General features: G+C 57.7%; 25 protein-coding genes and 7 pseudogenes. 9 read left to right on the forward strand and 23 right to left on the reverse strand.

The window, feature by feature from the left end; translation table 11 throughout:
- Positions 1–40 precede the first annotated feature (40 nt).
- The 7 genes from HK44_RS02650 to HK44_RS02680 are packed head-to-tail and all read left to right on the forward strand — an operon-like array spanning position 41 to position 6788.
- Complete coding sequence (locus HK44_RS02650) at positions 41–1114, forward strand: ABC transporter ATP-binding protein (RefSeq protein ID WP_019689206.1); 1074 nt, start codon at positions 41–43, stop codon at positions 1112–1114.
- The gene (locus HK44_RS02655; protein ID WP_019689207.1) at positions 1101–1973 is read left to right on the forward strand and encodes an ABC transporter permease; all 873 of its coding nucleotides are present in this window, start codon (positions 1101–1103) and stop codon (positions 1971–1973) included. Before HK44_RS02650 ends, HK44_RS02655 begins: the two co-directional genes overlap by 14 nt.
- A gap of 6 nt (positions 1974–1979) precedes the next feature.
- A complete protein-coding gene (locus HK44_RS02660; protein ID WP_019689208.1) occupies positions 1980–2777 on the forward strand; it encodes an ABC transporter permease in 798 nt (265 codons plus the stop codon).
- Entirely contained in the window at positions 2774–3913 is a 1140-nt protein-coding gene (locus tag HK44_RS02665; protein ID WP_019689209.1) for an NAD(P)/FAD-dependent oxidoreductase, read from the forward strand. The genes HK44_RS02660 and HK44_RS02665 overlap by 4 nt, the downstream gene beginning before the upstream one ends.
- The gene (locus HK44_RS02670; protein ID WP_019689210.1) at positions 3903–4256 is read left to right on the forward strand and encodes a (2Fe-2S)-binding protein; all 354 of its coding nucleotides are present in this window, start codon (positions 3903–3905) and stop codon (positions 4254–4256) included. Before HK44_RS02665 ends, HK44_RS02670 begins: the two co-directional genes overlap by 11 nt.
- Positions 4253–5629, forward strand: coding sequence for an NAD(P)/FAD-dependent oxidoreductase (locus tag HK44_RS02675; protein WP_080690566.1), 1377 nt, complete (start codon positions 4253–4255; stop codon positions 5627–5629). The genes HK44_RS02670 and HK44_RS02675 overlap by 4 nt, the downstream gene beginning before the upstream one ends.
- A complete protein-coding gene (locus HK44_RS02680; protein ID WP_052014721.1) occupies positions 5622–6788 on the forward strand; it encodes an NAD(P)/FAD-dependent oxidoreductase in 1167 nt (388 codons plus the stop codon). The genes HK44_RS02675 and HK44_RS02680 overlap by 8 nt, the downstream gene beginning before the upstream one ends.
- A 319-nt stretch (positions 6789–7107) precedes the next feature.
- On the opposite strand, the gene HK44_RS02685 is transcribed toward HK44_RS02680, so the two are convergent.
- The 19 genes and pseudogenes from HK44_RS02685 to HK44_RS02775 all read right to left on the reverse strand — a co-directional run bounded on the left by HK44_RS02685 (position 7108) and on the right by HK44_RS02775 (position 20567).
- Positions 7108–7857 (reverse strand): TIGR03747 family integrating conjugative element membrane protein, encoded by a 750-nt coding sequence (locus HK44_RS02685; protein ID WP_019689214.1) that lies wholly within the window; start codon positions 7855–7857, stop codon positions 7108–7110.
- Positions 7854–10013, reverse strand: a complete 2160-nt coding sequence (gene traD, locus HK44_RS02690; RefSeq protein WP_019689215.1) for a type IV conjugative transfer system coupling protein TraD — start codon at positions 10011–10013, stop codon at positions 7854–7856. The genes HK44_RS02685 and traD overlap by 4 nt, the downstream gene beginning before the upstream one ends.
- A gap of 9 nt (positions 10014–10022) precedes the next feature.
- Positions 10023–10562, reverse strand: coding sequence for an integrating conjugative element protein (locus HK44_RS02695; RefSeq protein ID WP_019689216.1), 540 nt, complete (start codon positions 10560–10562; stop codon positions 10023–10025).
- Positions 10559–11191 carry a lytic transglycosylase gene (locus tag HK44_RS02700; protein WP_024264709.1) on the reverse strand — a complete coding sequence of 211 codons (633 nt, stop codon included), beginning with the start codon at positions 11189–11191 and terminating at the stop codon, positions 10559–10561. The genes HK44_RS02695 and HK44_RS02700 overlap by 4 nt, the downstream gene beginning before the upstream one ends.
- Positions 11176–11898, reverse strand: coding sequence for a TIGR03759 family integrating conjugative element protein (locus HK44_RS02705; protein ID WP_019689218.1), 723 nt, complete (start codon positions 11896–11898; stop codon positions 11176–11178). Before HK44_RS02705 ends, HK44_RS02700 begins: the two co-directional genes overlap by 16 nt.
- Before the next feature lie 8 nt (positions 11899–11906).
- Positions 11907–12563: a hypothetical protein gene (locus tag HK44_RS02710; protein WP_019689219.1), complete on the reverse strand. Its 657-nt coding sequence runs from the start codon at positions 12561–12563 to the stop codon at positions 11907–11909.
- The gene (locus HK44_RS02715; protein WP_080690568.1) at positions 12560–13147 is read right to left on the reverse strand and encodes a PilL N-terminal domain-containing protein; all 588 of its coding nucleotides are present in this window, start codon (positions 13145–13147) and stop codon (positions 12560–12562) included. Before HK44_RS02715 ends, HK44_RS02710 begins: the two co-directional genes overlap by 4 nt.
- 258 nt (positions 13148–13405) lie before the next feature.
- Positions 13406–13597 (reverse strand): annotated as a pseudogene (locus HK44_RS02720) (IS5/IS1182 family transposase); the annotation flags it as partial.
- A 109-nt stretch (positions 13598–13706) separates the two neighbouring features.
- A pseudogene (locus HK44_RS02725) lies at positions 13707–13935 on the reverse strand (plasmid related protein).
- 179 nt (positions 13936–14114) lie between these two features.
- Positions 14115–14420, reverse strand: a complete 306-nt coding sequence (locus tag HK44_RS02730) for a hypothetical protein (RefSeq protein WP_019689225.1) — start codon at positions 14418–14420, stop codon at positions 14115–14117.
- 97 nt (positions 14421–14517) lie between these two features.
- Positions 14518–14799, reverse strand: a pseudogene (locus tag HK44_RS02735) (DUF6094 domain-containing protein); the annotation flags it as partial.
- A gap of 154 nt (positions 14800–14953) precedes the next feature.
- Positions 14954–15781: a DUF932 domain-containing protein gene (locus HK44_RS02740; RefSeq protein WP_019689227.1), complete on the reverse strand. Its 828-nt coding sequence runs from the start codon at positions 15779–15781 to the stop codon at positions 14954–14956.
- Between the two features lie 258 nt (positions 15782–16039).
- Positions 16040–16591 (reverse strand): STY4534 family ICE replication protein, encoded by a 552-nt coding sequence (locus tag HK44_RS02745; protein ID WP_019689228.1) that lies wholly within the window; start codon positions 16589–16591, stop codon positions 16040–16042.
- 525 nt (positions 16592–17116) lie between these two features.
- Positions 17117–17479: a DUF3085 domain-containing protein gene (locus tag HK44_RS02750; RefSeq protein ID WP_019689229.1), complete on the reverse strand. Its 363-nt coding sequence runs from the start codon at positions 17477–17479 to the stop codon at positions 17117–17119.
- A gap of 87 nt (positions 17480–17566) precedes the next feature.
- Entirely contained in the window at positions 17567–18367 is an 801-nt protein-coding gene (locus HK44_RS02755; protein WP_019689230.1) for a hypothetical protein, read from the reverse strand.
- A 323-nt stretch (positions 18368–18690) separates the two neighbouring features.
- On the reverse strand, positions 18691–19011 hold the full coding sequence (locus HK44_RS02760) for a hypothetical protein (protein ID WP_019689231.1): 321 nt from the start codon (positions 19009–19011) through the stop codon (positions 18691–18693).
- 18 nt (positions 19012–19029) lie between these two features.
- A pseudogene (locus HK44_RS02765) lies at positions 19030–19749 on the reverse strand (ABC transporter substrate-binding protein).
- Between the two features lie 63 nt (positions 19750–19812).
- The gene (locus HK44_RS02770) at positions 19813–20094 is read right to left on the reverse strand and encodes a hypothetical protein (RefSeq protein WP_019689234.1); all 282 of its coding nucleotides are present in this window, start codon (positions 20092–20094) and stop codon (positions 19813–19815) included.
- 98 nt (positions 20095–20192) lie between these two features.
- On the reverse strand, positions 20193–20567 hold the full coding sequence (locus HK44_RS02775) for a hypothetical protein (protein WP_033865242.1): 375 nt from the start codon (positions 20565–20567) through the stop codon (positions 20193–20195).
- 427 nt (positions 20568–20994) lie between these two features.
- On the opposite strand from HK44_RS02775, the pseudogene HK44_RS02780 reads away from it, so the two are divergent.
- Positions 20995–21541: pseudogene (locus HK44_RS02780) on the forward strand (IS110 family transposase); the annotation flags it as partial.
- Positions 21501–21719 carry a hypothetical protein gene (locus tag HK44_RS02785; protein ID WP_019689237.1) on the forward strand — a complete coding sequence of 73 codons (219 nt, stop codon included), beginning with the start codon at positions 21501–21503 and terminating at the stop codon, positions 21717–21719. The pseudogene HK44_RS02780 and the gene HK44_RS02785, both read left to right, overlap by 41 nt.
- Before the next feature lie 416 nt (positions 21720–22135).
- On the opposite strand, the pseudogene HK44_RS02790 reads toward HK44_RS02785, so the two are convergent.
- From HK44_RS02790 to HK44_RS02805, 4 genes and pseudogenes are all read right to left on the reverse strand, one after another.
- Positions 22136–22618 (reverse strand): annotated as a pseudogene (locus HK44_RS02790) (IS110 family transposase); the annotation flags it as partial.
- Positions 22603–22773, reverse strand: a complete 171-nt coding sequence (locus tag HK44_RS02795) for a PAS domain-containing protein (RefSeq protein ID WP_158002029.1) — start codon at positions 22771–22773, stop codon at positions 22603–22605. The gene HK44_RS02795 and the pseudogene HK44_RS02790, both read right to left, overlap by 16 nt.
- Positions 22736–23149 carry a PAS domain-containing protein gene (locus tag HK44_RS02800; protein WP_019689239.1) on the reverse strand — a complete coding sequence of 138 codons (414 nt, stop codon included), beginning with the start codon at positions 23147–23149 and terminating at the stop codon, positions 22736–22738. Before HK44_RS02800 ends, HK44_RS02795 begins: the two co-directional genes overlap by 38 nt.
- A gap of 566 nt (positions 23150–23715) precedes the next feature.
- A pseudogene (locus HK44_RS02805) lies at positions 23716–24788 on the reverse strand (IS630 family transposase).
- Positions 24789–25035 lie beyond the last annotated feature (247 nt).

Raw genomic sequence — 25035 nt, forward strand, 5'->3', positions numbered from 1 at the left:
AATAATGGAGACGCGGGTGCATACCCGCGTAGTAAAAGCTATGGCAATTCTGAAACTTGAAGGACTCGTCAAAAGATACGGCTCGTTCAAGGCTATTGATGGCTTGAGTCTGGAGGTCAAGGACGGTGAATTTGTCTCCTTACTGGGCCCCTCAGGCTGCGGTAAGACGACTACCCTTCAATCGATTGCCGGTTTTGTGCAGCCCACCGAGGGGCGCATTTTGCTGGATGGTCGTGATATCACTCATGTTCGTCCAGAACAGCGTGGCCTTGGCATCGTGTTCCAGAGTTACGCTCTTTTTCCGCACATGACTGTGGCTCAGAACATCAGTTTTGGTCTGGAAATGCGCGGTGTAGCGAAGCCTGATCGTGCTAAGCGTATTACTGAGGCTTTGGATCTGGTGCGATTGGCAGGGCTTGGTGACCGCTATCCCAAGGCCTTGTCGGGCGGACAACGTCAGCGGGTTGCAGTTGCTCGTGCGTTGGCGATCCGGCCGAATTTGCTGTTACTCGATGAGCCGATGTCGAACCTAGACGCCAAACTGCGCGAAGAAATGCACATTGAGCTTCGGGCAATCCAGCGTGATTTGGGCATCACCACCATTCTGGTTACTCATGACCAAGTCGAAGCAATGACCATGAGCGACCGCATTGCGGTGATGCAGCGTGGTCGTATCGTGCAGATTGACACTCCCTTCGAAGCCTACGAACGTCCTCATTCGCCGTTTGCATCTGCCTTCCTGGGCAAGACCAACTCCTTCGCCGGTGCGGTGCAGAAGCGAAACGATCACTGCTGCCACGTGCAGGTGCGCGACACGATGCTGCATGTCCCGCATGAAGATCGCTCTCTGGGTAACGACGTCAATGTCTATATCCGGCCTGAGAAGATCCGACTGACCGGACCAGGACTGGGTCGGCTCAATGGGTACATTCGTCTTCGCGTATTCCTGGGCAACCTGTGGTTGATCGCCGTAGACAGTCATCTGGGCCTGGTCCACATGACGCAACCGAACTTGGGTAATCCTCCCCCAGTGGAAGGAAGCGAGGTTGGTCTGGTTTGGTCGGACGATGACCTTCGTGTCTTGGACCGGGAGATCGCTCATGGCCAAGTATGACGCTGAGTACGTAGGCGCTACGCCTTGGCTCCTGAGCGGGCCGGCTCTGATCGTATTCGTTGCCTTGCTGCTTGCACCGCTGCTGCTAACCGCCATATTGTCGTTAAACTTGTTTAGCGGCACGGAAGGCGTGCTACCGGTTTACAGCCTCGCTAATTACTTCGAGGTGTTCAAGGACGATTACTTCCACGAGATCTTTCTGCGCACCGGCTCGATGGCGCTGGCCGTTACAGTTTTGTGCATAGTAATAGGTGTGCCGGAAACGATCATCATTGCAAGGATGGCGCAACGCTGGCGCTCGTTGTTCCTGTTAGTGGTGCTCGGTCCACTGCTGATCTCGGTGGTTGTTCGTACCCTGGGTTGGGCGATCCTGCTGGGCAACAATGGGCTCATCAACGAAGCGCTTCAAGCGATGGGTATCACCGAGGCCCCCGTGAAGATTCTCTTCACTGAGCTCGGCGTGGTTATCGCTCTTACCCATGTTCTGGTGCCGTTCATGGTCATCGCCGTATGGGCGACATTGCAGCGGCTAGATCTTCAAGTTGAATGGGCCGGTTTGTCTCTGGGTGCATCCAGACTGACAGTCTTCCGCCGCATCATCATCCCTCAGATCATGCCGGGCATTCTTTCTGGTTCGATCATTGTCTTTGCCCTGGCCGCATCGGCCTTTGCAACGCCCGCGATTATCGGCGGACGTAGGTTAAAGGTGGTCGCTACGGCGGCATATGACGAATTCCTCGGGACACTCAACTGGCCCTTGGGCGCGGCGATCGCCGTTCTCCTGCTAGTGGCCAATCTCATCATCATCCTGGGTTGCAGCAAGCTGGCCGAGCGCCGCTTCAAGCAAGTTTTCGAGTAAGTCGCCATGCATAAGAACGGATTTTTTTCGCTGCTATTCCACTACCTGTTCATCATCTTCATTGTTGCACCTCTGCTGGTGGTGATGGTGATGGCGTTCACCGACAAAGGTTATCTGTCCTTGCCAACAGACGGGTTATCACTGCGCTGGTTCAGGGCGTTGCTCGAAAACCGGGAAATGCTCGAAGCGTTCATCCTGTCGCTGAAGCTGGGACTGACCTCAGCGACTGTAGCTACGGTGCTAGCCGTACCTGCTGCACTGGCGATCAGCCGCTACCAATTCCCTGGACGTGGCACCCTCACCGGGCTCCTGTTGTCGCCTTTGATGATTCCATCAGTAGTACTGGGTATCGCCTTCCTGCGGTTCTTCTCGTTGGCGCAGGTCGGTGGTTCGTTCTGGGCACTGTGCATGACCCACGTGATCGTGATCCTGCCCTATGCACTGCGACTGACTTTGGCGTCCACCATCGGTCTCGAGAAAGACATCGAACATGCTGCTCTGTCGCTCGGAGCCAGCCGCTGGACGGCGTTCTATCGAGTGGTCTTGCCTCGCATACAGACTGGCGTGGTTGGGGGATGGATGCTCGCTTTCATCCAGAGTTTCGATGAACTGACGATGACTGTATTCGTCGCTACTCCCGGCACCACAACTCTGCCGGTCGCCATGTACAACCAGATCTCTCAGACGATCGACCCTTTGATCACTGCGATATCAACAGTGCTGATTGTAGGCACTCTGATATTGATGCTCGTGCTGGACCGGCTGGTCGGACTAGACCGTGTGTTGATTGGAGAAGGCAAATGAACACGGCGACTAATTCCGTCGTCGCTGATGCCATCGTCATCGGTGGTGGCCTGGTGGGGACGGCGGTTGCATATGGTCTAGCCCGAGAGGGTGTTCAAACTGTTGTGCTGGACCAAGGTGATGATGCGTTCCGGGCGTCTCGTGGCAACTTTGGTTTGGTGTGGGTACAAGGAAAGGGCCACGGCCATGCCGAGTATGCGCGGTGGACTTGCTCGTCGGCGAAAAGCTGGCATCTGTTGTGTGACGCTTTGTTGGCTGACAGTGGGATTGATGTCCAACTGAAGCAGTCTGGCGGCTTCCACATGTGCTTTAGCGATGAAGAGCTGATTGAGCGCGAGTCGCGAATGCAGTCATTGCAAAACATGGTGGGCGACTATCCGTTCGAAATGCTTGATCCGGGTGAACTTAAGGCTCGCCTTCCATTAATTGGCAAGGCGGTGGTCGGCGCCAGCTATTCGCCACTAGATGGCCACGTTAACCCATTGAAACTTTTGCGCGCCTTGCACTCCTCTGCACAGTCGCATGGCGCGCGTTTTTATCGAGGCGTAAATGTCGAGCACATTCAGGGGGCGGCCGGAGATTTTCGAGTGGTTGTCGGTGACCAGCAATTTTTCGCCCCCAGGGTCGTCATCGCGGCAGGTCTGGGTATTCCGGACTTGGCCCGCCAGGTTGGCTTACACGCGCCGGTTGTTCCAAATCGCGGGCAGGTACTAATCAGCGAGCGTGTACAGCCATTCCTTAATTACCCCACGTTGAATGTTCGCCAGACCGACGAAGGCACTGTGCAGTTGGGCGATTCGATGGAAGACGTTGGCTTCGACGACGGCACTTCTCGTGAGGTTCTTTCAGCGATTGCACAGCGTGGTGTGTCGACCTTTCCGGTGTTGCGAGATCTGCGCCTGGTTAGAGCCTGGGGGGCGCTGAGAGTATTGAGCCCAGATGGCCTTCCTATCTACCAGGAGTCCACCACTCATCCAGGTGCATTCGTGATCACCTGCCACAGTGGTGTGACTCTGGCCGCCGCAAACGCTCTGCGCATAGCCCCTTGGCTCAAAGGCGGCGTTCAACCCGACGAGCTAGCCGTTTTCAAAGGCGAACGTTTTCTTACCGACAAGGTGCAAGCATATGCCCACTGAGCCGTTGTTCCAGCCAGTCACGAGCGAAAGCCGCCCGACTCGGACACTTAATCTCACCTTCAATGGCAAGACGTTGACGGTACCTGCAGGAATTTCCGTTGCTGCGGCGCTTTTGATGGTGGGTGTCACCCGTTTTCGCGCTACTCCCGTTAGCGAAGCACCAAGAGCACCGTATTGCATGATGGGCGTGTGCTTCGAATGCTTGGTAGATATCGATGGTGTGCCTAACCGCCAGAGCTGTTTGGTCGAGGTATCTGAGGGGATGAAGATTCGTTCACAGGAAGGTGCCCGCGATCTAATTTTCCAACCGGTGACAAATCAGGCACTGGAGGTGCAGCCATGAACGCTGAAGTTGTAGATGTGGTTGTTGTAGGTGCTGGCCCGGCAGGGATGGCCGGCGCAACCAAGCTCGCGAGTTACGGTTTGAACGTGGTTGTATTGGACGAGCAAAGCAGTCCAGGTGGCCAGATATACAGAGGCATCACACTCGCACCGCTATCGCGCCGCGACTTGCTCGGGCCGGACTACGCCCAAGGCAATCCATTGGCTCAGGCGTTGGTAGCCTCCAGTGCACGTTATGAAAAAGGCGCGGCAGTTTGGCAGGTAACACGCGACCATCGGGTCAGCTATTTGCGCGAAGGCCGCATGCAAACCCTGCAAGCCAAAGCCATTCTCCTTGCAACTGGAGCGATGGAAAGACCCTTCCCGATTCCAGGGTGGACACTGCCAGGTGTTATGACTGCTGGTGCTGGTCAGATCCTTCTGAAGAGCGCAGGTCTAGCCCCGAGCGAACCAGTCGTATTGGCTGGCTGCGGTCCGCTGCTATATCTCTTGGGGTGGCAATATCTCCGTGCCGGTGTGGAGATCAAGGCATTGGTCGACACCACTCATCACGAAGACTACTGGCGAGCACGCCGGCACTTAGTGGCGGCGTTACGGGCTTGGCCTTACCTACGAAAAGGCTTGCAACTGATGCGCAGCCTGAAGAAAGCGTGTATTCCGCACTACACCGGGGCAGAAGCGCTGGCCGTAGAAGGAACTGATGCCGCTCAAGCTCTTACTTTTCAAGTAGGCGGTAAGCACGAGCGAATCGAAACGCGTTGTGTACTTCTTCATCAAGGGGTTGTGCCTAATATCCAGTTCAGCCAGTCCCTGCGGGCCACTCATACATGGGACGAAATGCAGCTTTGCTTCAGCCCACTCAAAGACAGTTGGGGCGAGCTCGATGTCCCTGGCGTATTTGTCGCTGGTGATGGCGGCGGTATCGGCGGTGCGCAGGTGGCCGCTCTCCAAGGCAAACTTGCAGCGTTGAGTATCGCTGCACGACTGAACGTTCTCGGCGCACCACAACGTGACAAGCAGGGCGCTGATCTTCGAGGGGAGCTGAACGACAATCTTCGTATAAGACCCTTCCTCGATGCGCTTTACCGCCCAAGAGACGAACATCGAGTGCCGTCGGACGACGTCCTCGTTTGTCGCTGTGAAGAAGTCACAGCCGGGGATTTGCGCAGCTTTGTAGCCCTCGGTTGTACCGGCCCTAATCAGGCTAAATCGTTTGGACGTTGTGGTATGGGGCCGTGCCAGGGTCGGCTCTGTGGATTGACGGTGACCGAAGTTATCGCTGATGCGCGCCAAGTGCCTGTGGCCGACGTTGGCTACTATCGTATTCGTCCACCGATTAAACCAATTACATTGGGAGAGCTTGCCGGTGGATAACTCGACCTGCCCTAGCGGCGATGTTTTAGTGATCGGGGGCGGAATCCACGGTCTAAGTACTGCCTTGCACCTGGCTCGCGCCGGTGTACGAGTAACAGTGCTGGAAGCCGAATACTGCGGTCGCCATGCCTCTGGTGTGAATGCTGGGGGCGTGCGCACTCTAGGTCGAAAGGTCGAAGAGATTCCGCTATCTCTATCTTCAAGTAAGCTTTGGCATGGTTTGGCTGATTTGGTCGACGACGACGGCGGGTTTGTGTCCTGCGGTCAGCTCAAGTTGGCGGAAAATGCCGACGAGTTGGAGGAATGTAGGAAGCGCGTCCAACAGGTTCAGGCTCTTGGATTTGATCATGAGTTGCTTATCGATCGCGAGCAGGTTTTTGAGATCATCCCCAGCATATCTCGGCATGTAGTAGGTGGAATCTGGGTAAAAGACGACGGTTATGCCCTGCCATTTCGCACCGTCACTGCCTTTCGTCGCGCTGCGGAAAAACTCGGTGTCAAGGTTATGGAAAACACCCCGGCCCTCCATATAGATCAAGTAGGCACCCATTGGCAGGTTAAAACTGCATCTGGAACCTATCAGGCAGAACATCTTGTGGTGGCGGCCGGGGCGTGGGCAGGACAGCTAGCGGAGCAAATCGCAGAGCCGGTTCCGGTGAGACCCGAAGGGTTGATGCTCATGGTCACCCATCGCGTTGCGCCATTTTGCCCAACGGTCCTGGGTGCAACCGGCAGAGCGCTGTCGTTTAAGCAGTTTTCGAATGGAACCGTAGTGATCGGTGGCAAGCTGGTAGGCTCAGTCGAGTTTGCTGCTCGACATGGCGAAGTCGAGATCAATCGGTTGAGCACCAGTGCACGTACCGTGACCGATTTATTTCCACATCTGCGGCACCTTGGAGTCAATCGTGCGTGGGCCGGGATTGAAGCGTTTGTAGCCGATGATCTGCCGGTCATTGGTGGTAGTGGCAAAGCCAGCAACCTTAGTTATTCGTTCGGTTTCTGTAGCGCGGGATTCCAAATGGGTCTGGGCGTCGGAAAACGCTTGGCCCAAGAGATTCTTGGGGAAACATCTCCGATCAGTCTTGCCCCTTTTTCCATCAAACGCTTCGCAAATCCCATGACAAACCATCCCTCGGTTCAAGCCGTTGATCAATATTGAATGGTCGGTCAAGACTGAGTGGCATGGCCTTGTTTACCTGCAGCTGATCTCACCCTTCAGCTATTGACCTAACGTGGATGCTAGCTGGTCACTAAAAGATCTCGTTGGTCCTTGCTCGCTATCACACTAGCGAGCTTTTTTTTTGGTCATTTTTGGACTGTGATTAACCGAATGTTCGCGGGTTACTGCCCGCAGCTCTGGGTCGAATGCGGCTGGCCGGCAGCTGCCTTCCATGTAGTACGGTTGACCGCGCGCGGATGTTCAACCCATCTCAAAGATCCGAGTGTTGCCGCTGACCGAAAACTGACCCCGTTTTACATTACAAGTACTTCTTGAAGCTCCCAGCGGTGAGATTCATCGCGAGTCCGAGCAGCACTGCGCTGGGCAGTAAGATCAGCAATGGGTGGACGCTGACCGGAAGCGCCAGATAGCTCACCCACGGCAGCACAGCCAGCGGCAGCAGGCTGGCCCTGGCGCGATGGTAGATGAATCCCGATTCGCGACCCGCGCCGAATCGCCGAATGTCACGGCGTACGAGTCCGTCGACGAAGCCCACGAAGGCGGCCATCGCGAAGAGCGGTAGGGTCAGGCAGAGCACCAGCAGGCGAACGAGGAACACCAATACGGTGTACGCAGAGGCGATCAAATAGCCTTCCAGGTGCACATACACCAGGCCCATGTAGTAGCGGAAATCTTTGACCTGACTGTGGCTACCTGCGCTCGCCTGCGCGGAGGTATCGCGTATCCAGTTCACCAGGCCACTCTTCACGAACATCCAGTCGTAGGCATATTCAATCACCTTGTTCGCCGTGCGTCCGGGCTCCTGCACCAGTACGCTGCGCGTGAAGTTCGCCGATAGCTGGTCCAACTCGTAGCTGACCATTCCCTGGGCATGGCGCCAGCCTTGGTCCGGCCAGAAGAAGTGCATACCGATGCATTCGATCACGATGCACAGCAACAGCGAACCGCACAGCACGCCGAAGAAACGAAACGGCAGCGTGACCAGGCTCGCTATCAGGCCTTGTTGACGATCTTGCTGATGTTTCGCTGCGGTGACCGGATCGCTCACGGGCCGATCTCCTCATCAAAGGCGGTGAGATGCTTGAAGTCGTCCAGCAGGTCGGCTGGCAGCGCATCTTCCTGTAGCTCTGGCACGTCCTGATTCGCCCACCAATCGCCTGCCTCGACATAGTGCTGGCGCATGTAACCGGCCAGCTCCTGCAGGTCCTTGGGCATCACTTCGTCGGGATCGGGAGCGGGCAATGGCATACGGATCTTCCAGAGATTGCCTCCTTCGATCAGGCCAAACGCCTGACCTTTGGGCAGCGACACAATGTGCGCAGGCTCGATCAGGGGCACGCTATTGCTGCTGATGCGGTCCTGGGTGTTGGACGTGAAGGCGGTATTGCCGCGTGGATCGGAACTGTCGGTCGCACCGCTCATGAGCGCCGTGGCGTATACCTCGACCTTGGGCAGTTGGCGCGTCAGCAGCTCGGCGGTGGCGGTTTCACGCACGCGCAGCATGAACAGGTTGTTGAAGTTGCCCACCACCTGGCCCGCCTTGGCGCGGTTGCCGATGCGGGCTTCGATGTCTGAGAGGGTCTGGGTGTAGGCCGTAACCTGGATGCCGGCGCCGCCCCCTTTGTTGATCATCGGGATGAACTCGTCACCCATGAGTTCGTTGAACTCGTCCGCGTGGACGTTGATCGCCAGCTTGGTGTTCGCCGAAGCCCCCGGTAACCCGTCATCGATGCCAAATTTGTAGAGGTGCCCGGCTACGGACACCAGGTCGCTGAACATCGAATTGCCCACGGCAGCGGCGACCTCCGCATCTGAGAGCGCATCCAGACCGACATAAACGACGGCCCGTTTACGGATGATCTGCATCCAGTCGAAGATCGGTCGCGGGTCAGCCAGATCCGAATAGTTCGGCGCGAGCAACTGCGCGATCTTGCCAGTGGTGAGTTTCTCCAGCAGCGGCAGGAGGCTCGCCACGATCTTGTCGAAATAGGTACGGTCGTAGCGCACTGCCGATCTCAAGCCGTCCAGCACGGGGTCGTAGGTTCGAACCTGCGACAGGTACTGCTCAAGTGCGATGACGCGTTTTTCGCGCCCGACCATGTTTCTTGGGATGTTCTTGTCGTTCAGCTTGGCTTCGAGCTGGACGATGATCTCCCAGGCCTTCGGCTCGTTCTTCGCAAAAAAATGCTGCGCATACTCGATGAACAGCGCATCGATATTGATAACGTGGCGCTGGATCAGCAGGTAGTCCGGGCGTTGCCCCAGTTCGACCAGCGCGCGGGCGATGATGTTGACGAAGCGCCAGGCGAATTCGCGGAACGCCGCACTGTTTCCTTCACCCGATAGCTGGCCGGCAATGCGTGTAGCAACCTCAGAAATGCGTCCGAATCGACCGACAGCGTTGTAACGCGCGCTGATGTCCGGCCACCCGAGATGGAATACGTAGAATTCGCCTTCCCGACCCGCACGTTTGGCTTCCACGTACATTCTTTTCAATAGGTCGGCATCGCCTTTGGGATCAAAAACAATGACCACCTCGGACTGGCCGTTGACCTTGCGGCGAATGTCCTGGGTGATGAACAGCTCGGCCAGGCGCGTCTTGCCGACGCGCGTGGTGCCGAGTACCAGGCTATGGCCGACACGCTCTCCCAACGGAAGCGTGACGTCGACTTCGTGCGGTTCAATGCCATGTAGACGCGGTAGGCCACCCACTGGAGGGAGCGGTCGCGCCGGATTCAAAGGGCTATCCCACGCCAGCGCCCGTGCCAGATTCGAGATGGGAAACGGTGCGAACTCCAGTCGTTCCTCCAGTTGCCTGGCGATTCGGTAGAGCGGAGTTGGCTCGACATACCGGCGAAACTCCGGGCGGTAGGTCTGCATCAGGCGGTGGGTATGCCGTTGATCCCACCGAAAGCCCCTGCCGACGAAAAGCCGCTGTTGGCTCACCGGTACATCGCGGCTGGTCATGACGTAGCGGGGCAGTCGACGGATATTGCGGCGGTAGCGCAGGATGGCCCAGGCTTCCCGCAGGCGGATCGCGCCAAAGGCGAAGAATGCCAGGGCTGAGCCCAGGCCGAGCAGCGGATTGAGCGCGAGCGACCACGGCGCGGCCAGGCACAGCAAGGCGGACCCAACGCATACTACAACGCTATAAAGCTCCACCGCTGGACGCAGCAAAACCTCGACCGCATGCGCCTGTGCCACCTTCGCCGCCTATTGCTCGATCCCAGTGGCTGTGATCAGCACCGGATAGTGTTTGATACCCAGTCGCTGAGCCAAGTCGTCACCCGATACCGGCGACAGAGGCAGTTGCGGCGCCAGGCGCCGCAATGCCTGCAACGCGTCCACCGATGCCACGTTGACTACCAGCCCCACCGCATGGACTTCTCGTAGCGCCGGATACTTCTGTCGCAGCCAGGTACGGGACTGCTCGTCGTCTCCGATCAGGAAGAACGGCGTGAGCCCGGGCGCATGGATGACTCCGGGCTGCACATCGCCCGGCGACAGCATCGTCGACCGAACGGGTAACATGGAGGCTTCCGCATCCACTGCGTTGCCCACTCGCGGTTGCGGGACTGATGCAGGAGGCCGCGTATCGGTTTGGCCCGATTGCGGATTCAGAGCTTCGTAGTACGGCAGCGCAGAAACGCCGCCACGGTCCTCGACCACGATCAGCGGTGCAGTCGTGGTCTGGGCGCAAGCGCTCGCAGCGGACAGTAACCCGATGACGGCAGCAAGGGCGGTGCGATTCATGGCGTAGTGTCCCGAGTGGATGAAAGGGAGACATCGGGGCCGAGCACGCGCGCGAGGTGCTGATGCACACTGCGGCGATAGCGCGCGGCAGGCGCGCCACCGGCGGGCCGGTGATAGCGTCCGATCGCGAGCAGCCAGTCCTCGCCGGGGGTGTGTTGTTCGCGCAGAATGTCGGCGGCGATGGCGAGGTTCCGGTACGGATCGAGCAGCTCGCAGGGATGGGTGTAGCGGTGCGCCTGGTAGCCGAGATTGACCTGGCCGAGGCCGGCGTCGATACGGTTGGCCGGCGACTGACCGAGTGCCTGCTTCAGGCGCGCGCATGCCTCAGCGCGCGTGGCGTAGCGCTCCGGCATGCCGACGACATTGAGCGTCCACGGCCAGGGGATCAGGCGACCCTGTAGCGATGCGCCGCTTTCCTGTAGCGCCACCGCGTACAGCACCGCCGATGGAACACCGGCCTGGTGCGCGGCAATCTGATAGGCCGGCGGCGGCACTTCCTGCGCGAGGGTGGCGTTCGCCCATGAGCCGATCGCGAGAAACAATGCCACGGCCATGTGGCTTACGGTGATAGCCGCCGTCGGCTGGGACCGGATGGAGGGGCGTGTGGACCGGTCTATTGCTGCTGCCATTGGCCGTTCACCTCGCGCACCACGGCGGGCAGGTTGCCTGGCAGTCCGAGCGACAGCCACCTACCTGCATCGTGGTTGAGCGTGATGGCGCGAGAGCGCACCTTCGCTGCGTCGATGCCTGCTTGTGTCGCCCACTGCCGGATACGCGTGTCGTCCTGGCGGCTACCCACCATGTAGACATCGAAGGCTGTTCCAGTGGCCTGCAATTGCTGCACGCGCTGATCGCACGGCAGGCAATCTGCCTTGATAAATACCGCAATACGGCCAGAACCGGCGTTGCCAGCGCCGGGCACCTTCGCGCCGGGGAGGTTCACGCGTTGTTGACCCGGAAACAGGCGCTGCCAGGCCGAATCGTAGGCCCGCTGATAAGCGAGCGTCTTGTCTACCCGCCGAGCTTCGGTTTGCACCTGGAGTACCGCATAGCGGTCGCGCTCTTCGTTGCTGGGGGCCTCGACGCCGAGTGCAGTGAGCGGATCAAGGTTAGGCGAATAGACGCCAAGGGGACCCTGCATCAATTGCCGATAACGCGCCCACTCCTCGGCGCGCAGACCCCAATCTTGAGCCTGACGCTCGTCAAGGGCGGCGTCGGCACTGGTCTGTGCCTGCTGGCTCTGGAGGGCGCGGGAATTCGTCACTGACGCTGACTGCGCCGATGCAGTGAAAGCTACCAACGTCAGGACTGTGGCGAAGAACGGTCGAAACGACATGATGCCCCCTATGGCACCGCTACGCGCCGTGTCTGCCCGTTCACGCGGAATGCGGCGGCGTGTGCATCAATGGACTCCAGTTGCCAGCCGCTCTCTGTATCGCCTTGGCGCAGCAGCCGAATGTCTGCGAGTGCGGCAGAAGACGTGGAAGCGATGGACAGGAACCGTTCGCCGCCACGCCGTTCCACCCCTACGACGCGGAATGGCGGCTCCGACGCTATGGGCTGTGCCGTATCGGCTCCGTGCCGACGAACGACCGGCGCCGGCGAGACAGGCGGCTTCGCCTTTTCCAGGCGGGCTTCGATCTCGCCCAACCGCATCTGCAGCGCTTGCAGCTCGCTGGCCTGATCAGCGTTGTTCGGTGTGTGTTCGACGTGTGTCAGCCGTTCCTCCAGCGCCTGGCGAGTGATGTCGAAATCCACCTGACTGATCGGCTTGGGCTGCCGATTGGCGGCGTCGACCTTCCGTTCGAGGTCGGCCATGCGCGCCGCCAGTGACTTGACCTGGATATCCTGGGCGCTGACTTGAGCCTGTTCAGCGAGACGCGACAGACCTACGCTATTGACGATCGTCACGGCGCTGATGAGCAGTAACCCGAATGCCGCAGCGATTTTCAGCCAGCGGATGCGACCAGAATGCCCGGGCGATGCTTGGAGACCTGTCATGGCCGTGCCTCCTTGGGAGGTTCGAAGGACGCCACAGCATTATTGGGCGATATGGCGGTCGCGGCGCTGGTTGGGCCGAGAGGAGGTGGGGTGGGAGTCGGATGCCGGGTAAAGCAAACTTGCCGTGCGGCGTCGTCGACGGACAGATTCCAGGCCGGGCCAGCCAGCGTGAGCAAGGCGTCGCGCAGCATGAGTGGGCCGAGGTGTAGATGTGCCGCCGGCAGCGGAAGCCTATAGAGCGCATTAGCCGCCGCGTCGTCGCAGAGTCGATAGCCCGATCGCAGGAGTACGTGGTGCATGGCATCGCCCACGCTCGCATCGAGCATGGGCGGAATCGAGATCTCAATGACTTGCTGGAGCAGATCGCGCTGAGAGAATTCCGGTACCAGTTCGATGAGGGTGTAGCGTCCATATCGAACAACGGGCACGAACTCGTTTTCCGCGCTGATGGCGGCCGCTGAGGGCGATTCCGATGCCGTGGGCTGAGAAGTCTGAAGAGAAGACGTCGTTGCGCAGCCAGAAAGCAGAGCAAGGCTGGTCACTAAGGGCAGCGCGACGTGAAGAATGAGCAAGGAGGGTGGCATCTGTCGATTCCCCGAGAAATCATGAAGCCACACCATGGCTTGCTACGTGGGGCAAGACAGCCGACAAACCGAACTGGCTTTCGACCGCATTTTCGGTCGACGCAGTCTTTCAATAGGACGAATCAAAGTGACGCGAGTCCAGTGCCGTGATGACTCACTTGACCAATATTGACCAACCACTTGCATGCGGCTTGAGCAGCACACGCCGTAGTGACGACCGGCTGCAATCGACCGATTCTGTTGAAAAGTCACCTATGCTATTGCCTCATCTCTGCCGCTGGCAGCACCTGCACTGTGCTGGTGAACCTTGGCATAGCTGCCATCAAGGAAAATCCATTCCAGGTCGGGTTCAACCACAAGCACCTTGAAGACCTTGAGCCATTTACCTGAAGCCGACCACGCATTGAAGCGCTTGTAGACCTTGTTCCGGTTTCCGAACGCCTTGGGTAGAGTGACATGGTGATGCTTCAAAGAAATGGGGCATGCACCAACTCCCGCGGGGCGATGGCATGCCCCTGAGGTGGGAAGAGAAGACAGCGCGCAGCCGTCAGGTTAAGAGTCAGTACTCCGACGGAAGCAGCAGTGTGGTGACGCTGCGATCCCATTCAGTGATGATCCAGAGCTTCAGGTCTGGCGCGACCTGGTAGGACGAGAACAGCTGATACTCGCCGGACTTCAATGCGGCATCGTTCTGCTGCCGATCACTGCCGTCCAGATCGCCCCAGTCGGCAGGTACAAACTGGGGTTAACCGACCCTGCTGGACCAGTTCCTCGACCCCGGCGGTCATGACCAGAAGCCCAATCGGAAACCGAGATTGGGCGAAAACGCTGATGAAGAGTGCTTCGTGTGCCATGGTGATAGCTCCTTGGAGAATGCCGGGCCATAGCACCCCACTGGGTGACTGAGCCCCGGTGGGTGGAAGAAATCGAAGGCAGGCGCTGGCGACCGGTACTTTTGATGTAAGAGTCAGTATTCGGACGGCAGCACGATATGTGTGGCGCTGCGGTCCGCTTCGGTGAAGACGCAGATCTTCAGATCCCGGGTGACCACGTAGAACGAATCGAGGCGTGCACTGGACTTCAGAGCGGCATTGTTTTCCTGCCACTTGTGATCCGAGACATCGCCCCAGTCGCCGCGTGTATGACGTTGGAAAAACGGGATCGGGTCGAGTCGGCCCTGGCGTATCAGCCCGTCAATGCCCTCGCTGAAAATCAATGCTCCAATCGGGAAAAGCAATCCACGACGGTGGCTATCAGTGATACGGGATGCCATGGGTATCTCCTTCATAGTGGATGGGGCCACGGCACCCTGACGGGGTGACGGAACCCCGATGGGTGGATAACGACGGCGAGCCGTCGGTGAACAACGATCAGCGGATGGTCAACATCTCGCCCCACGTCCTGGAGCCGGGCGTCATGTCCCAGGCACGGATGACAGGTACGAACTTGTCGGTGAGGATGCGCGTCTCGGCCACAGAGCCGTCGTCGCGTTCGCTGGATTCCGCCTGGAGCATTTTCTCCTTGTGGGTATCACCTTTGACGACAAGGATCCGGCCGATATTCGACTTCACCACGCCCGAAATCGCGTTGGCGGCCAAGGCCAGGGCGAGAGGACAGTGCGACAGAGCCAGCGCCGGTGGCCGCATTGACTGATGAAGATGCGGGCATAGCGGTGCCCTTTCAAAAGTGCAGAGACAGCACCGGCCCGGCGAGGCTGGTACAGTCCCTTGGGGATTGGAAAGCACTCCACCGGAGCGCGGTGTGAGAACCGCGGCCCATGCCCAAGATGGGTATGAGCCGGGCGGGTCAGGCTTTTAGCTGCCGAAGACCATCTGCCAACAACCACAGCGCCCGGTTGAGGCGAACCGACTGGTCGATGCCTTGAACAGGCCTCGTGCGTTGATGGTGACCATTAGCGGTGCGACCGGACAGCCCTCCTTTGACGAGGTTTTCCTGCACCCGGTTGAACACCGACCACAGGTCCGAGCGCTTGTCATCGAAGCGGCGCGGCGTCAGCACTTGACGTTCAGTGATCGGCAGCACGTTGTCTTGGCTGTCGTACTTAAGCGTCAAAGCCGAACGGGCGAAAACCTCCGCCTCGCCATCGTCGAGTGTGATGGCCCGCATGGCTTCGCGGGAGTCTTGCACCTGCTCGAAGCCATGCAGGACCTCGTAGGCGCCTTCGATCACGTGGTCCGTGACATTGCCCTTGTGAGGTACACGAACGTCGCCGACGATGTTGCCGCATACCAGGCCGTTCTGGCAGACGAATCGGAACATGCCGGCCAGCATCTGATAGCTGCTGGTGCCATCGTGTGAATTTAGAAGGATGATCTCATTCGCTTCCGTGCCGTTGATCTGGCTCGCATGGCGAAGGCGGAGCATGTGCTTGGTGTACTCACGACGGTCGTCATGACGCACGCGCGTCTGGCACACCATGAAGGGCTCGAACCCCTCACTGCGCAGTTCCGCCAGAACGGCGGAGGTCGGTATGTAGCTGTACCGCTCGGAACGACTTTCATGCGGGTTTTCCGCAAAGATTGACGGGGCGATTGTCCGGATCTGGTCATCCGACAGCGGATGATCAGCACGCAGTACTGGGGAGCGGGATGCGAAACGAGAGGCAAGTTGCATGACAAACTCCTTGAGAATTGAGCAGCCGGCAACGACTGGCGTGGAGCCAGGCGAGCACAACTGCATAGGACAAAAAGCCCTGCGATGCAGGGCCTGGACGAGGATTGGCAGGGAGAAACCCATCTGCATGTCGGCTTTACCGGTGCGGATGGATACGCCATTGGCGCAATACGGAGCAATGAAGGAAGGCCGAGGCTTACTCCGGCTCGAAGTCACCCGCATGAGGGTTGAATCGAAGGACTACCTCGGCGTTACGGATCAGAACGACTCGGCCAGTGCCGGTGCTTGCGCATCGGTGGCTTCGTCGACCGGTTCTGCAACCAGCTTGGATTGCTCCGCTGCTGGTGCTTCCTGTGCGACAGGTGCGTCGGAAGCCTCGGGGGCTTGCGATTCGCTCTCATTGGCCATGGTCGATTTGGGTTCGGCCTTGTAAACCAAAGCGCCGTCGACCTTGATCCAGCTGATAAACAGCAAGCGTGCCTTAAAGCTCACACCCTGTTCGCCGGCACGCTTACCCTTGGAATAGGTGAACGTGTCGGCCCACAGGTCGCCCAGGCGGAACCCGACCATCACTTTCTTCTCGACCTCGACGGCCTCGATGCAGCGACGAATCAGGTGTTGTGCTTCCGCGCCCGATACGCGCGTGTCAAAACGCACGTACGAAACGTCGTCACTCGGACCATTGAGTGCTGCGATATCGCAGGCTAGGAACGGATCACCTTTCTTCGGCTTCACTTCGCGGATGCGATTGAGGTAGCCAAGGCCGGTAATATGAAGATCGAAAAAGGTTTTTTCAGTGGAAGTGGTCATGGTGAATCTCCAGACTTGAGGGACAAGAATGCGGAGACACACCGACCCCAAACGGGAGGTGTGTAACCCCCGCGCGGGTTGATGGATCATGAGATCCGGTACAACTAGGTTGGCATCACCATCGATGACTCGACGGGCGTTCGCGCTGGGATGCCGGGTGCGAACTGGATCGATCACGTGGACGGAACCGCGCCGTGGTCTTGAAGATCGTGACCACCTGGGCATGTTGCTGACAACGTCAGCGGAACATGGCTGCAGCGTGGCATGGTGATGGGGTACAGGCGACGGTAAATAGGGATTCAGTCGAAGCCCCATTTCTGCGCGGCAATGTCATGGGGGGGGCTGATGCCGACCCGATGGAGGAATTCGTTGCTGGTTCTATGGTTTCTTGGCGACCAGTAACTGTGACTGTTGACCGGGCCGACTGAGACCGTCTGGCTTGCAGGATTGATCTTCCCATCAGGAACGCGACCATGCACCTGAAAAGAAAAAAGCCTCCGGAGGAGGCTTTTGGATCAGGAACTGTCAACCGCTGACGGCGCTAGGTGGAACAGCCTGCAGGGACACGTGGGTCGGGGTGGCGGAGAGTTCAAGATCATCTTCGCTGTTCAGGATGTGTGTGAACACACTATCCTGAGGATCAAAGAATTCCCCGAAATCGTCCCCGCCGAGCTCGGTGCGGGCGAGTTCCCACCAGTCATCGAACGGGTCGATGTTCGGGTTGCAGCCGACGGCGTAGGCCAGCAGTTTGTGACTCCCTTCGGGTGTGCGCTCGCCAAACTCGGCCAATAAGTACACCCCATGGTCTTTGGCGAGAATGACGCGGCCCTTGCGAGCGACGGCTTCGGCCAGCACGAGACGCAAGTCTGTACCTTTGAATCGCCACATGGTTCCTCTCCGATGCTTGAGAAAATGACGCTTCCCGCCAGGAGGGCGGGAAGCTGTACTGGGAGGGAGTAGCGTTGGCCGAAATGATCAGCGCCGGGCCTGCTTGCGTTTGCGCGACACGACTTCAACCTGGATCTGGCGCCAGTAGCCATCATCAATCAGTCTCTCCAGCGTTTCTCCGAGGCTGTCGAAGAACACCGAATCGACCCGCTCGATTAGTTCCTCGCCGCAGTGCAGTTCCACCGCGTAGAGGTCGTCGGTACGCTCGTAGAGCACGGTGACCTGGCCCTGGAACTTTGCCGTGTTCACCGTGAAGCTGATCGCCGGGGGCGTCTTGATGATATCGGCCGGTAGCGGATCGACCCAGGTGAAGTCCCTTGCACCGGCATCCACCAGTAGATGGGTGATGCGCCGGAAACCGTCGGGTGCCGGCAACTGCTCCAACTGGTGAACCAGCTCGTGCAGCTCCGGGCAACGCGCTTCAGGGATCGGTAGCTTGGCAGGTGCCGAACCGAGAATGTGCATCTTCACGACGTAGGGCATACCGTCCGAAGTCAGTTCAGTTCGCTCTTCGGGGGTATCGGCACGCAGACCGTCGAAACGGCGGCGAACATAGAGTTGGACTTGCACTTTGGTGCCTTCATCGGGTTGCTGGGTCGCCAGATGGCGATCGAGCACCGCGAACTCGGCACGTCCGGTCTTGACGACGATGGCCTCGTCGGTTTTTGCAACGACCTTGCCTTCGAAAGGCTGGGGGTCGATGTGGAAACCAAGTGTCGACTCTCGCGGCTTGTCATCGTAGATACGGAACTTGAAGCTGCGGATGTTGCGCGGCACGTGTCTGGCAACCAGCGAAGGCATCTGAGCACGAATGGTGGAATGGTCCATGGGAACTCCTTGAGGAAAGCAAGGAACTCCCGCCCGCGAGGGAGGAGATCCCTTGTGGGTTAGGTGAATGAACGCGGTGTGCGTCGGTGGAGCAGAACAACCAGTGCGGAAATCGCACCGCAGCCTCGAAGGTCTCGACTGCCTGGGCATGTAGCCGGCTACGCCAGCGAACATGGGTAGAGAGTGGCATTGCTGTACCGGGATAGCCCCATGCCAATCGGTACCTGGCTCGCCCCGTATTTGCTTTTCCTCACCCATAATGGAAATGCCCCTCGCGAGAGGGGCATTGAAGCTATAAGAACACTGGGTGTGCGTCAGGCGCGCTATTCTTTGTAGTTGAAGAAATGGCTCTTCTGCTGTGGAAAAAACACATGCTTCCATCGGTCGCCATGTGTGTTGCCACCATCGAAAAGAATCATTTCGTAGCGGTCTATGTCTAACGCGCCAAGATCTAGGCTGTGAATATACTGCGTGCACAAGCACGCGCCCTTGCGGTAGAAAAGCAGTGTTTCGCCCATCGCATCTGATTGCGACATGGCATCGATGCAAGCACCGAGCTGCAGGGTGAAGTCATATTCGGTGTTGTTCAGCGTGCGAATCGTAGGCGGCGAAACAAGGTCCACAGGATTGTCGTTGTCGATCATGAGCGGTCTTCTTTGGGATCATTGTTCGAACAGCGGCAAGCCGTCGAGTACTGGAGCATTGGCATCAAAGACCAGTATGCGTACGTCAGCCAACGCCGCCAGATGCAATACCTCAAGCAGAGACTCTGGCATTCCTTTGTCCCGATGCTCCTGCCGTAGTTACTCAGCAGTGATGGCTTCGATCTGCTGCAGGTTCCCATCCGTCCATGGAGTGGCAATCAGCTTGACGCCGATCGCCGGGCTGTACGGAATACGGAAGGCGACTTACAGGAAGCCGGTCGGAGTGGCGATGTCCGCAAGCTCTGTGAGGTAGCGACCTGATTCCTCTGTGATGTGCGCAGTACTGATTTCCCAGCAACGACTGTAAAATCCGGTCTCGAAGGTCGGACGTCGCACGACTTCCCGCGCGTGCGCGTCGTCGTAGGTATCGCCAGTGTAGACAGTCTGTCCGGCATCGTCGCCGATGACGGCGTAGACCACGGAGCGGACGATACCTTCGGTCTGGCACTGGGCCTCAAGGTCGGCGCCGACCTGCTGACCTTCCGTGATCAGGGCAAAGTCGTTGCGGAGAATGCAGGGGAACTGTGCGACCTGGTCATCGGGAAGATGTACCTGGCTTGGATGGAGCGGCCGCCAAACTGGCGGGCTGTCGTCCTCGTGGGTGATGCCGAGGGTGCGGACGATGCTCAGGTTGTGATAAATGGATAGAGTCTCCAATAGTGGGTTGGAATGGGCCAACCCCCATCGGGGCTTGGCCTTATGAGGTAAACGAATGCCGGGAAATCGGCTCAGATCAATTGATCACTTGGTTGTTGGCTCGGTCGGTTCTGCTGTCTTCAAATAGGCGACCGTCAGGATCGGTCGACCGTTGTGATCATGGAAAGCTGTACCGTCTGGCACGACGGCCCAGTGATTCCAGTCCTGGACTTCCAGGTGCTCGCCGTTGACGATCCGCGCCCGGAACCAGCGACCGCCGAACCTACCGTCGCCGTAGAAGCCTGCGCCATAGCGCTCATGCTGCTCGTTGAGGCGGCGTGCGATCTGTTCGAGAGGACTTAATGTCGAGTTCTTGCAACATTTCATAGTGACTCTCCTTTGACAAAGAGAGGAACACGGCTCCTGACTGGGACGCATGTCCCTCATGGGGTTGGATAAGTGGGAAGCGGCCGTGTGAAGTGAATTCACCAGCCGTGGTAATTCAATACCAGACTGGCAATGACCTTGCGGCGCTCCAGATCGAGACGGCCGAGATCGGCCAGACCTTCAACGCCAACACGCTTGAGCATCGCAGCACCTTCATGGGCGTTGTAGAAGCTGACCATTGCCAACAGAAGCACTCGTTGACTGTGGCTGAGTGCGCGCAGGGCATCATTGAGCAGCAGCATGTTGGGAAGCAGATCCCATTTGCTACTCGCATGCCTCAAGCCTTCGCGGGTGCCATCGCCAAACCACTCGAAACCGGCGATGTCTGTACCGCGCTTCCATGCCTCAAAAAAGGCGGATGGTGCATTGGGCGCGACTTCCAGTGCGACTTGCCCCTGTGTGGATATAAGGATGCAGGCGTTGCTGCCACTGGCCTGTTTGCAGGGCCTGTCCCAGTGATCGGACAGTGGTTGAGTCGGTTGTTTAGAGGCTATTGCAATTACTACCACGCGTACCCAGTAATACACGGCGGCTGGATGCTTTTCGCCGGGAAATTATCGGAGCGTGGAGGCATGCCCTTAAACGGTGGAGTCAGCGACACCGACTGAACTGGGAGCGCATGACTGCGCTAGCCAGGTTGTTCATTCCCTATCCGCGCGAGCTACCTATGCATCCTCATCCCATAACCCGCTTCGGCGTCAAAACCCAAGGCAGGAGCCGTATGCGGTAATTCCGCACGTACGGATCTATTGGTATGGACGCCCCCATCCACAAACCAGAGGTCTCAACATGCCATAGTGGAAGGGCTTCAGAAACCACAAGCCAAGAGGAGCGTCCGGAATGAAAATTATGACCGTTGGTATCGACTTGGCGAAAAATGTATTTCAGGTGCGCGGAGTTAATGAACATGGCAAGACCGTTCTGAGGAAGCAACTCAAGCGCGATTCACAGGTCGCCACCTTTTTTGCCATCATGCCGCAGTGTCTGATCGGTATGGAGGCCTGTGGAAGCGCCCACCATTGGGCTCGCAAGTTGCGCAGCTTGGGTCACGATGTGAGGCTGATGGCCCCGCAATTCGTAAAGCCATACGTGAAAACGAACAAAAACGATGTAGCTGATGCTGAGGCTATCTGCGAAGCGGTGGGTCGGCCAAACATGCGTTTTGTGCCGATCAAGGACATTGAGCAACAGGCCGTGCTGTCGCTGCATCGAGTTCGTCAAGGATTCGTGAAGGCACGAACAGCGCCAGCCAGCTAATCAGATCCGCGGGCTGCTAGCCGAATTTGGTCTTGTAATCCCACAGGGCATCGCGCATATCGCTAAGCGCGTACCGGAGTTTATTGAGGATGAGCGCAACGAGTTGCCGGGCTCGTTTCGTCTGCTTGTGCAGCTACCAGCCCGAGGAAGTGCTCGGCCAGCCTGTCGAGCTGATGCTCAACATGGTTTATCCCGAGCGCAACCCGCTGACTTATATCCGCCAGCGCCTAAGCAACGGCCACCCCTACCGCAGCGAAGAGTTGATCTACAGCAAGTTCCAGCAACCTGCTGTGCGCCTTGGGCGTTAGTCCGATCTTCGATGAACAGGGCGCGCTGAGCCATACCCTCAGCGTGATCACCGACATCAAGATACATAAGGTTCTACAGCAGAAGGCCTTGGAAGCGATGGTCGCGGTAGGAATGGCAGTCATCTGCCACCCCCCACACATACATGGACGCCCCCTGGTTGCCAAGCTTTCAATCTGTGACAGCTCGATGGTAGAGATTGCACTCATACATCCGGACTATCGGTGCGGTGTTGCCGTTGTCCCTGATGGAATCTGCTGGCCGAGTTTTCAATAGATCCGTGTGCTCATGGCACGCTGTGCGGGTCAGATTTTCTTGGCCACGGTCTTACCAATTTTGCCATCAATTCATGATCACCTGAGCAATCATTGGAGTTAGTCCGCTACAGGGTTACGTTGACGTCTTCAAACCGCTTCGATTACGCGACGACGGTCGTGTAATCGGAGCGGAATTCGCGGTCACCGGCCAACAAGGCCCATATAATTCGCGCGTTTTTATTAGCCAGTGCAACGGCTGCCACATTGGCGTTACGCCGCTTAAGTAGCCGGCCAAGCCAGCTGTCAGAGATCTCTTTTCGCTGTGCTGCGCAGATCATCGACCGTGCCCCCTGGATAAGTAGCGTCCGTAAATAGGAGTCCCACCGCTTACTCGTCCCCAACAGCACCGTCTTACCACCAGTGGAATTCTGCTTCGGCACCAGCCCAAGCCAAGCACTCACCTGTCGGCCATTCTTGAAACTCTTGGCATCGCCAAGAGAGGCTACCATCGCACTGGCCGTGATCGGCCCGATGCCGGGCATCTTGGCCAGCTTGCGGCTGTTTTCGTTCGCGCGATGCCAGGCGACAATTTGATTCTCGATCTCATGAACCTGATGATCGAACCCCTTCAATTGTTCCAGTAGTAGCTGAGCAGATGGGTGACGGCTTCGTTGATATAGACCACCACACCTTTGGCGTTGGTTATCACCCAGAAGTTGTGAGTGCGCTCGGCGATCTGGGTGAACAGCTGCGTACGCTCATTATCGCAGACGTTCCGTCTTGACCAGAGTGCTGACATCCGAGGCGAACTGGATGATCTTGAGTAGTTGGCCATCGGCTGCGAACACCGGGTTGTAACTCGCTTCCAGCCACACCAGACGACCCTCAGCGCTGACGTACAGATACTGACCGCTGATGGACTGCCCCTCTTGCAGCCTGCTCCAAAAGTTATTGAAGGCCGACGAGTTAGCGTAGTCGGCCTGGCAGAGCGCGCGGTGGTGAAGGCCACGGATCTGCTGCTCCTTGTAGCTGAAAATTTTCAGGTAGTTGCGATTGGCGCGCAGCACAGTGCCATCGGGGGTGAACTCGATGATGGCAATGGAGCGGTAAAGGGCTCTGAGCAGCTCCATCTGTTCAAGGGTTGTATTCGCTTGATCGTCTGACAACTGGGGCATGACTGAACTTCCTGCTTTCTCGCCACAGCGATGGCAATGGCAATTTTGAATCTTATAAGCCGAGACTGGCGAGCTACTCTATCAATTCTGGGATCAGCCTGATTTGAGTTTTCTGCAAAAAGTCGTACAAGCTCTGATACTGAGCGTCATCAATCAGTCCAGCATCGTTGAGAGCTTGGAGATAGCCATCGGCAAGACACATGTACCTATACGCCTGTTCTGAGGTAGGGCTGTCATAGACGGCCTGAACCATTTGCCGCCAACTGACTCGCGTACGGCCATTTACACGCTCAGACAGTAGAGGAACAACAAGCATATACAGGCTCTCCATGGGTAAGGATTGGTGAAAAATGTATCTTGCCGCCTGAAGAATAGTTCAATAATTTATTTTTACCGTGACAGAGCTGATAACCGATTCGGCCGTCTTGCTCCACCTGAATGGCTTGGCTGAGAGCTAGCTCATCGAGGGCCTCAATGAATTAACCAATACCTGACTATGGAATCCTTCTCATTGCAAGCCACTTTGCTTTGGCCCCCGTGCCGACTGCATACGTATATTCGGCCATCTAGTGTACTGTTTTCGAAATAACTTGCCCTTCCATCTGCGTCTCCATCGCCTCGCGTACTCGCGATATTTTGCTCAAAATTTCCTCGCCCTTTGCGCTCCAAACGTACCGGGTCGGTCGTGCGTTCCGTAATGCCAGGAAGGCGGTAATCGAGCTTTCCAACTCACGTACGGAGCCGAAGCTGCCGTCACGCAAGAACACGGTAATATCCCTAAAAAACCGCTCGACCATGTTCATCCACGAGCTGGAGGTCGGTGTGAAATGCACGTGGAAGCGCGGATGTTTCGCCAGCCAAGCCTTCACTTTTGTGTGCTTGTGTGTCGCATAGTTATCCACGATCAGATGCAGCTGGAGGTGCTTGGGCGTTTCCTTGTCGATTTTCTTGAGGAAAGCCAACCACTCCTGATGGCGGTGCTGGCGCTCGATGCTACTGATCAGTTTGCCCTGGAGATAATCCAGCGCTGCAAACAACGTGACCGTACCGTGGCGAGTGTAATCATGGGATTGGGTTTGGATATGACCGATCCCCAGAGGCAGCCCAGGCTGTGTGCGCTCCAAGGCTTGCACCTGACTTTTCTCGTCGCAGCAGAGTACCAACGCCTTGTCTGGCGGAGCTAGGTACAGGCCGATGACATCCCAAAATTTCTCCTCGAACTGCGGGTCGTTGGACAGTTTGAAGGTGCGCGTCAGATGAGGCTTCAAGTCATTGGCCGCCCACAGTTTATGCACAGTGGTCGCTTTCGGCAGCTCCAGCGGGGCTCGCCGATACGAGGTTGAGTGACCTGTTCGAGCACGCGGCGGATCGTGTCGGCGGGCAGCGGGGATTTGCGTCCACGGCCAGGCTTGTCGAGCAGGCCTTCCAATCTGAGCGCCTGAAAACGCTGGCACCAGTCGGTGACCGTAGGGCGAGAGAAACCTGTCAATCGTACGATTTCTTCTCGCGTTGATCCTTGCGCTGCCAGCAAGATGACACGGGCTCGACGGCCATCGCGCTGACTGATGGTAGCGGAACGTACGCGACGGCTCAGCTCGGCAAATTCTTCGGGGCTAAGCGTAATGTCCAGAGCGCTCACCAGGAACTCTCCAAGGTAGGAATGGCACCTGAAGTGTAGTGCAAACATGGAGAAATTTATTTCGCGAACAGCACACTAGATACGGCATCGTTTCGATGCAGAGCCATGATGGGCTAAGCCGGCGACCAACTGGCTAAGTCGATCGCCTTTTGACTTGGCCGTACGCAACACAGAGCGTGCGCCATGAACCATCAGTGTTCGTAAACATGCATAGCCGCGCTTGCTGAGCCAAGCATCGAACCTTACC

It is taken from the genome of Pseudomonas fluorescens HK44 (genome assembly GCF_000217955.3).
In the GTDB taxonomy this organism is placed as follows: domain Bacteria; phylum Pseudomonadota; class Gammaproteobacteria; order Pseudomonadales; family Pseudomonadaceae; genus Aquipseudomonas; species Aquipseudomonas fluorescens_AQ.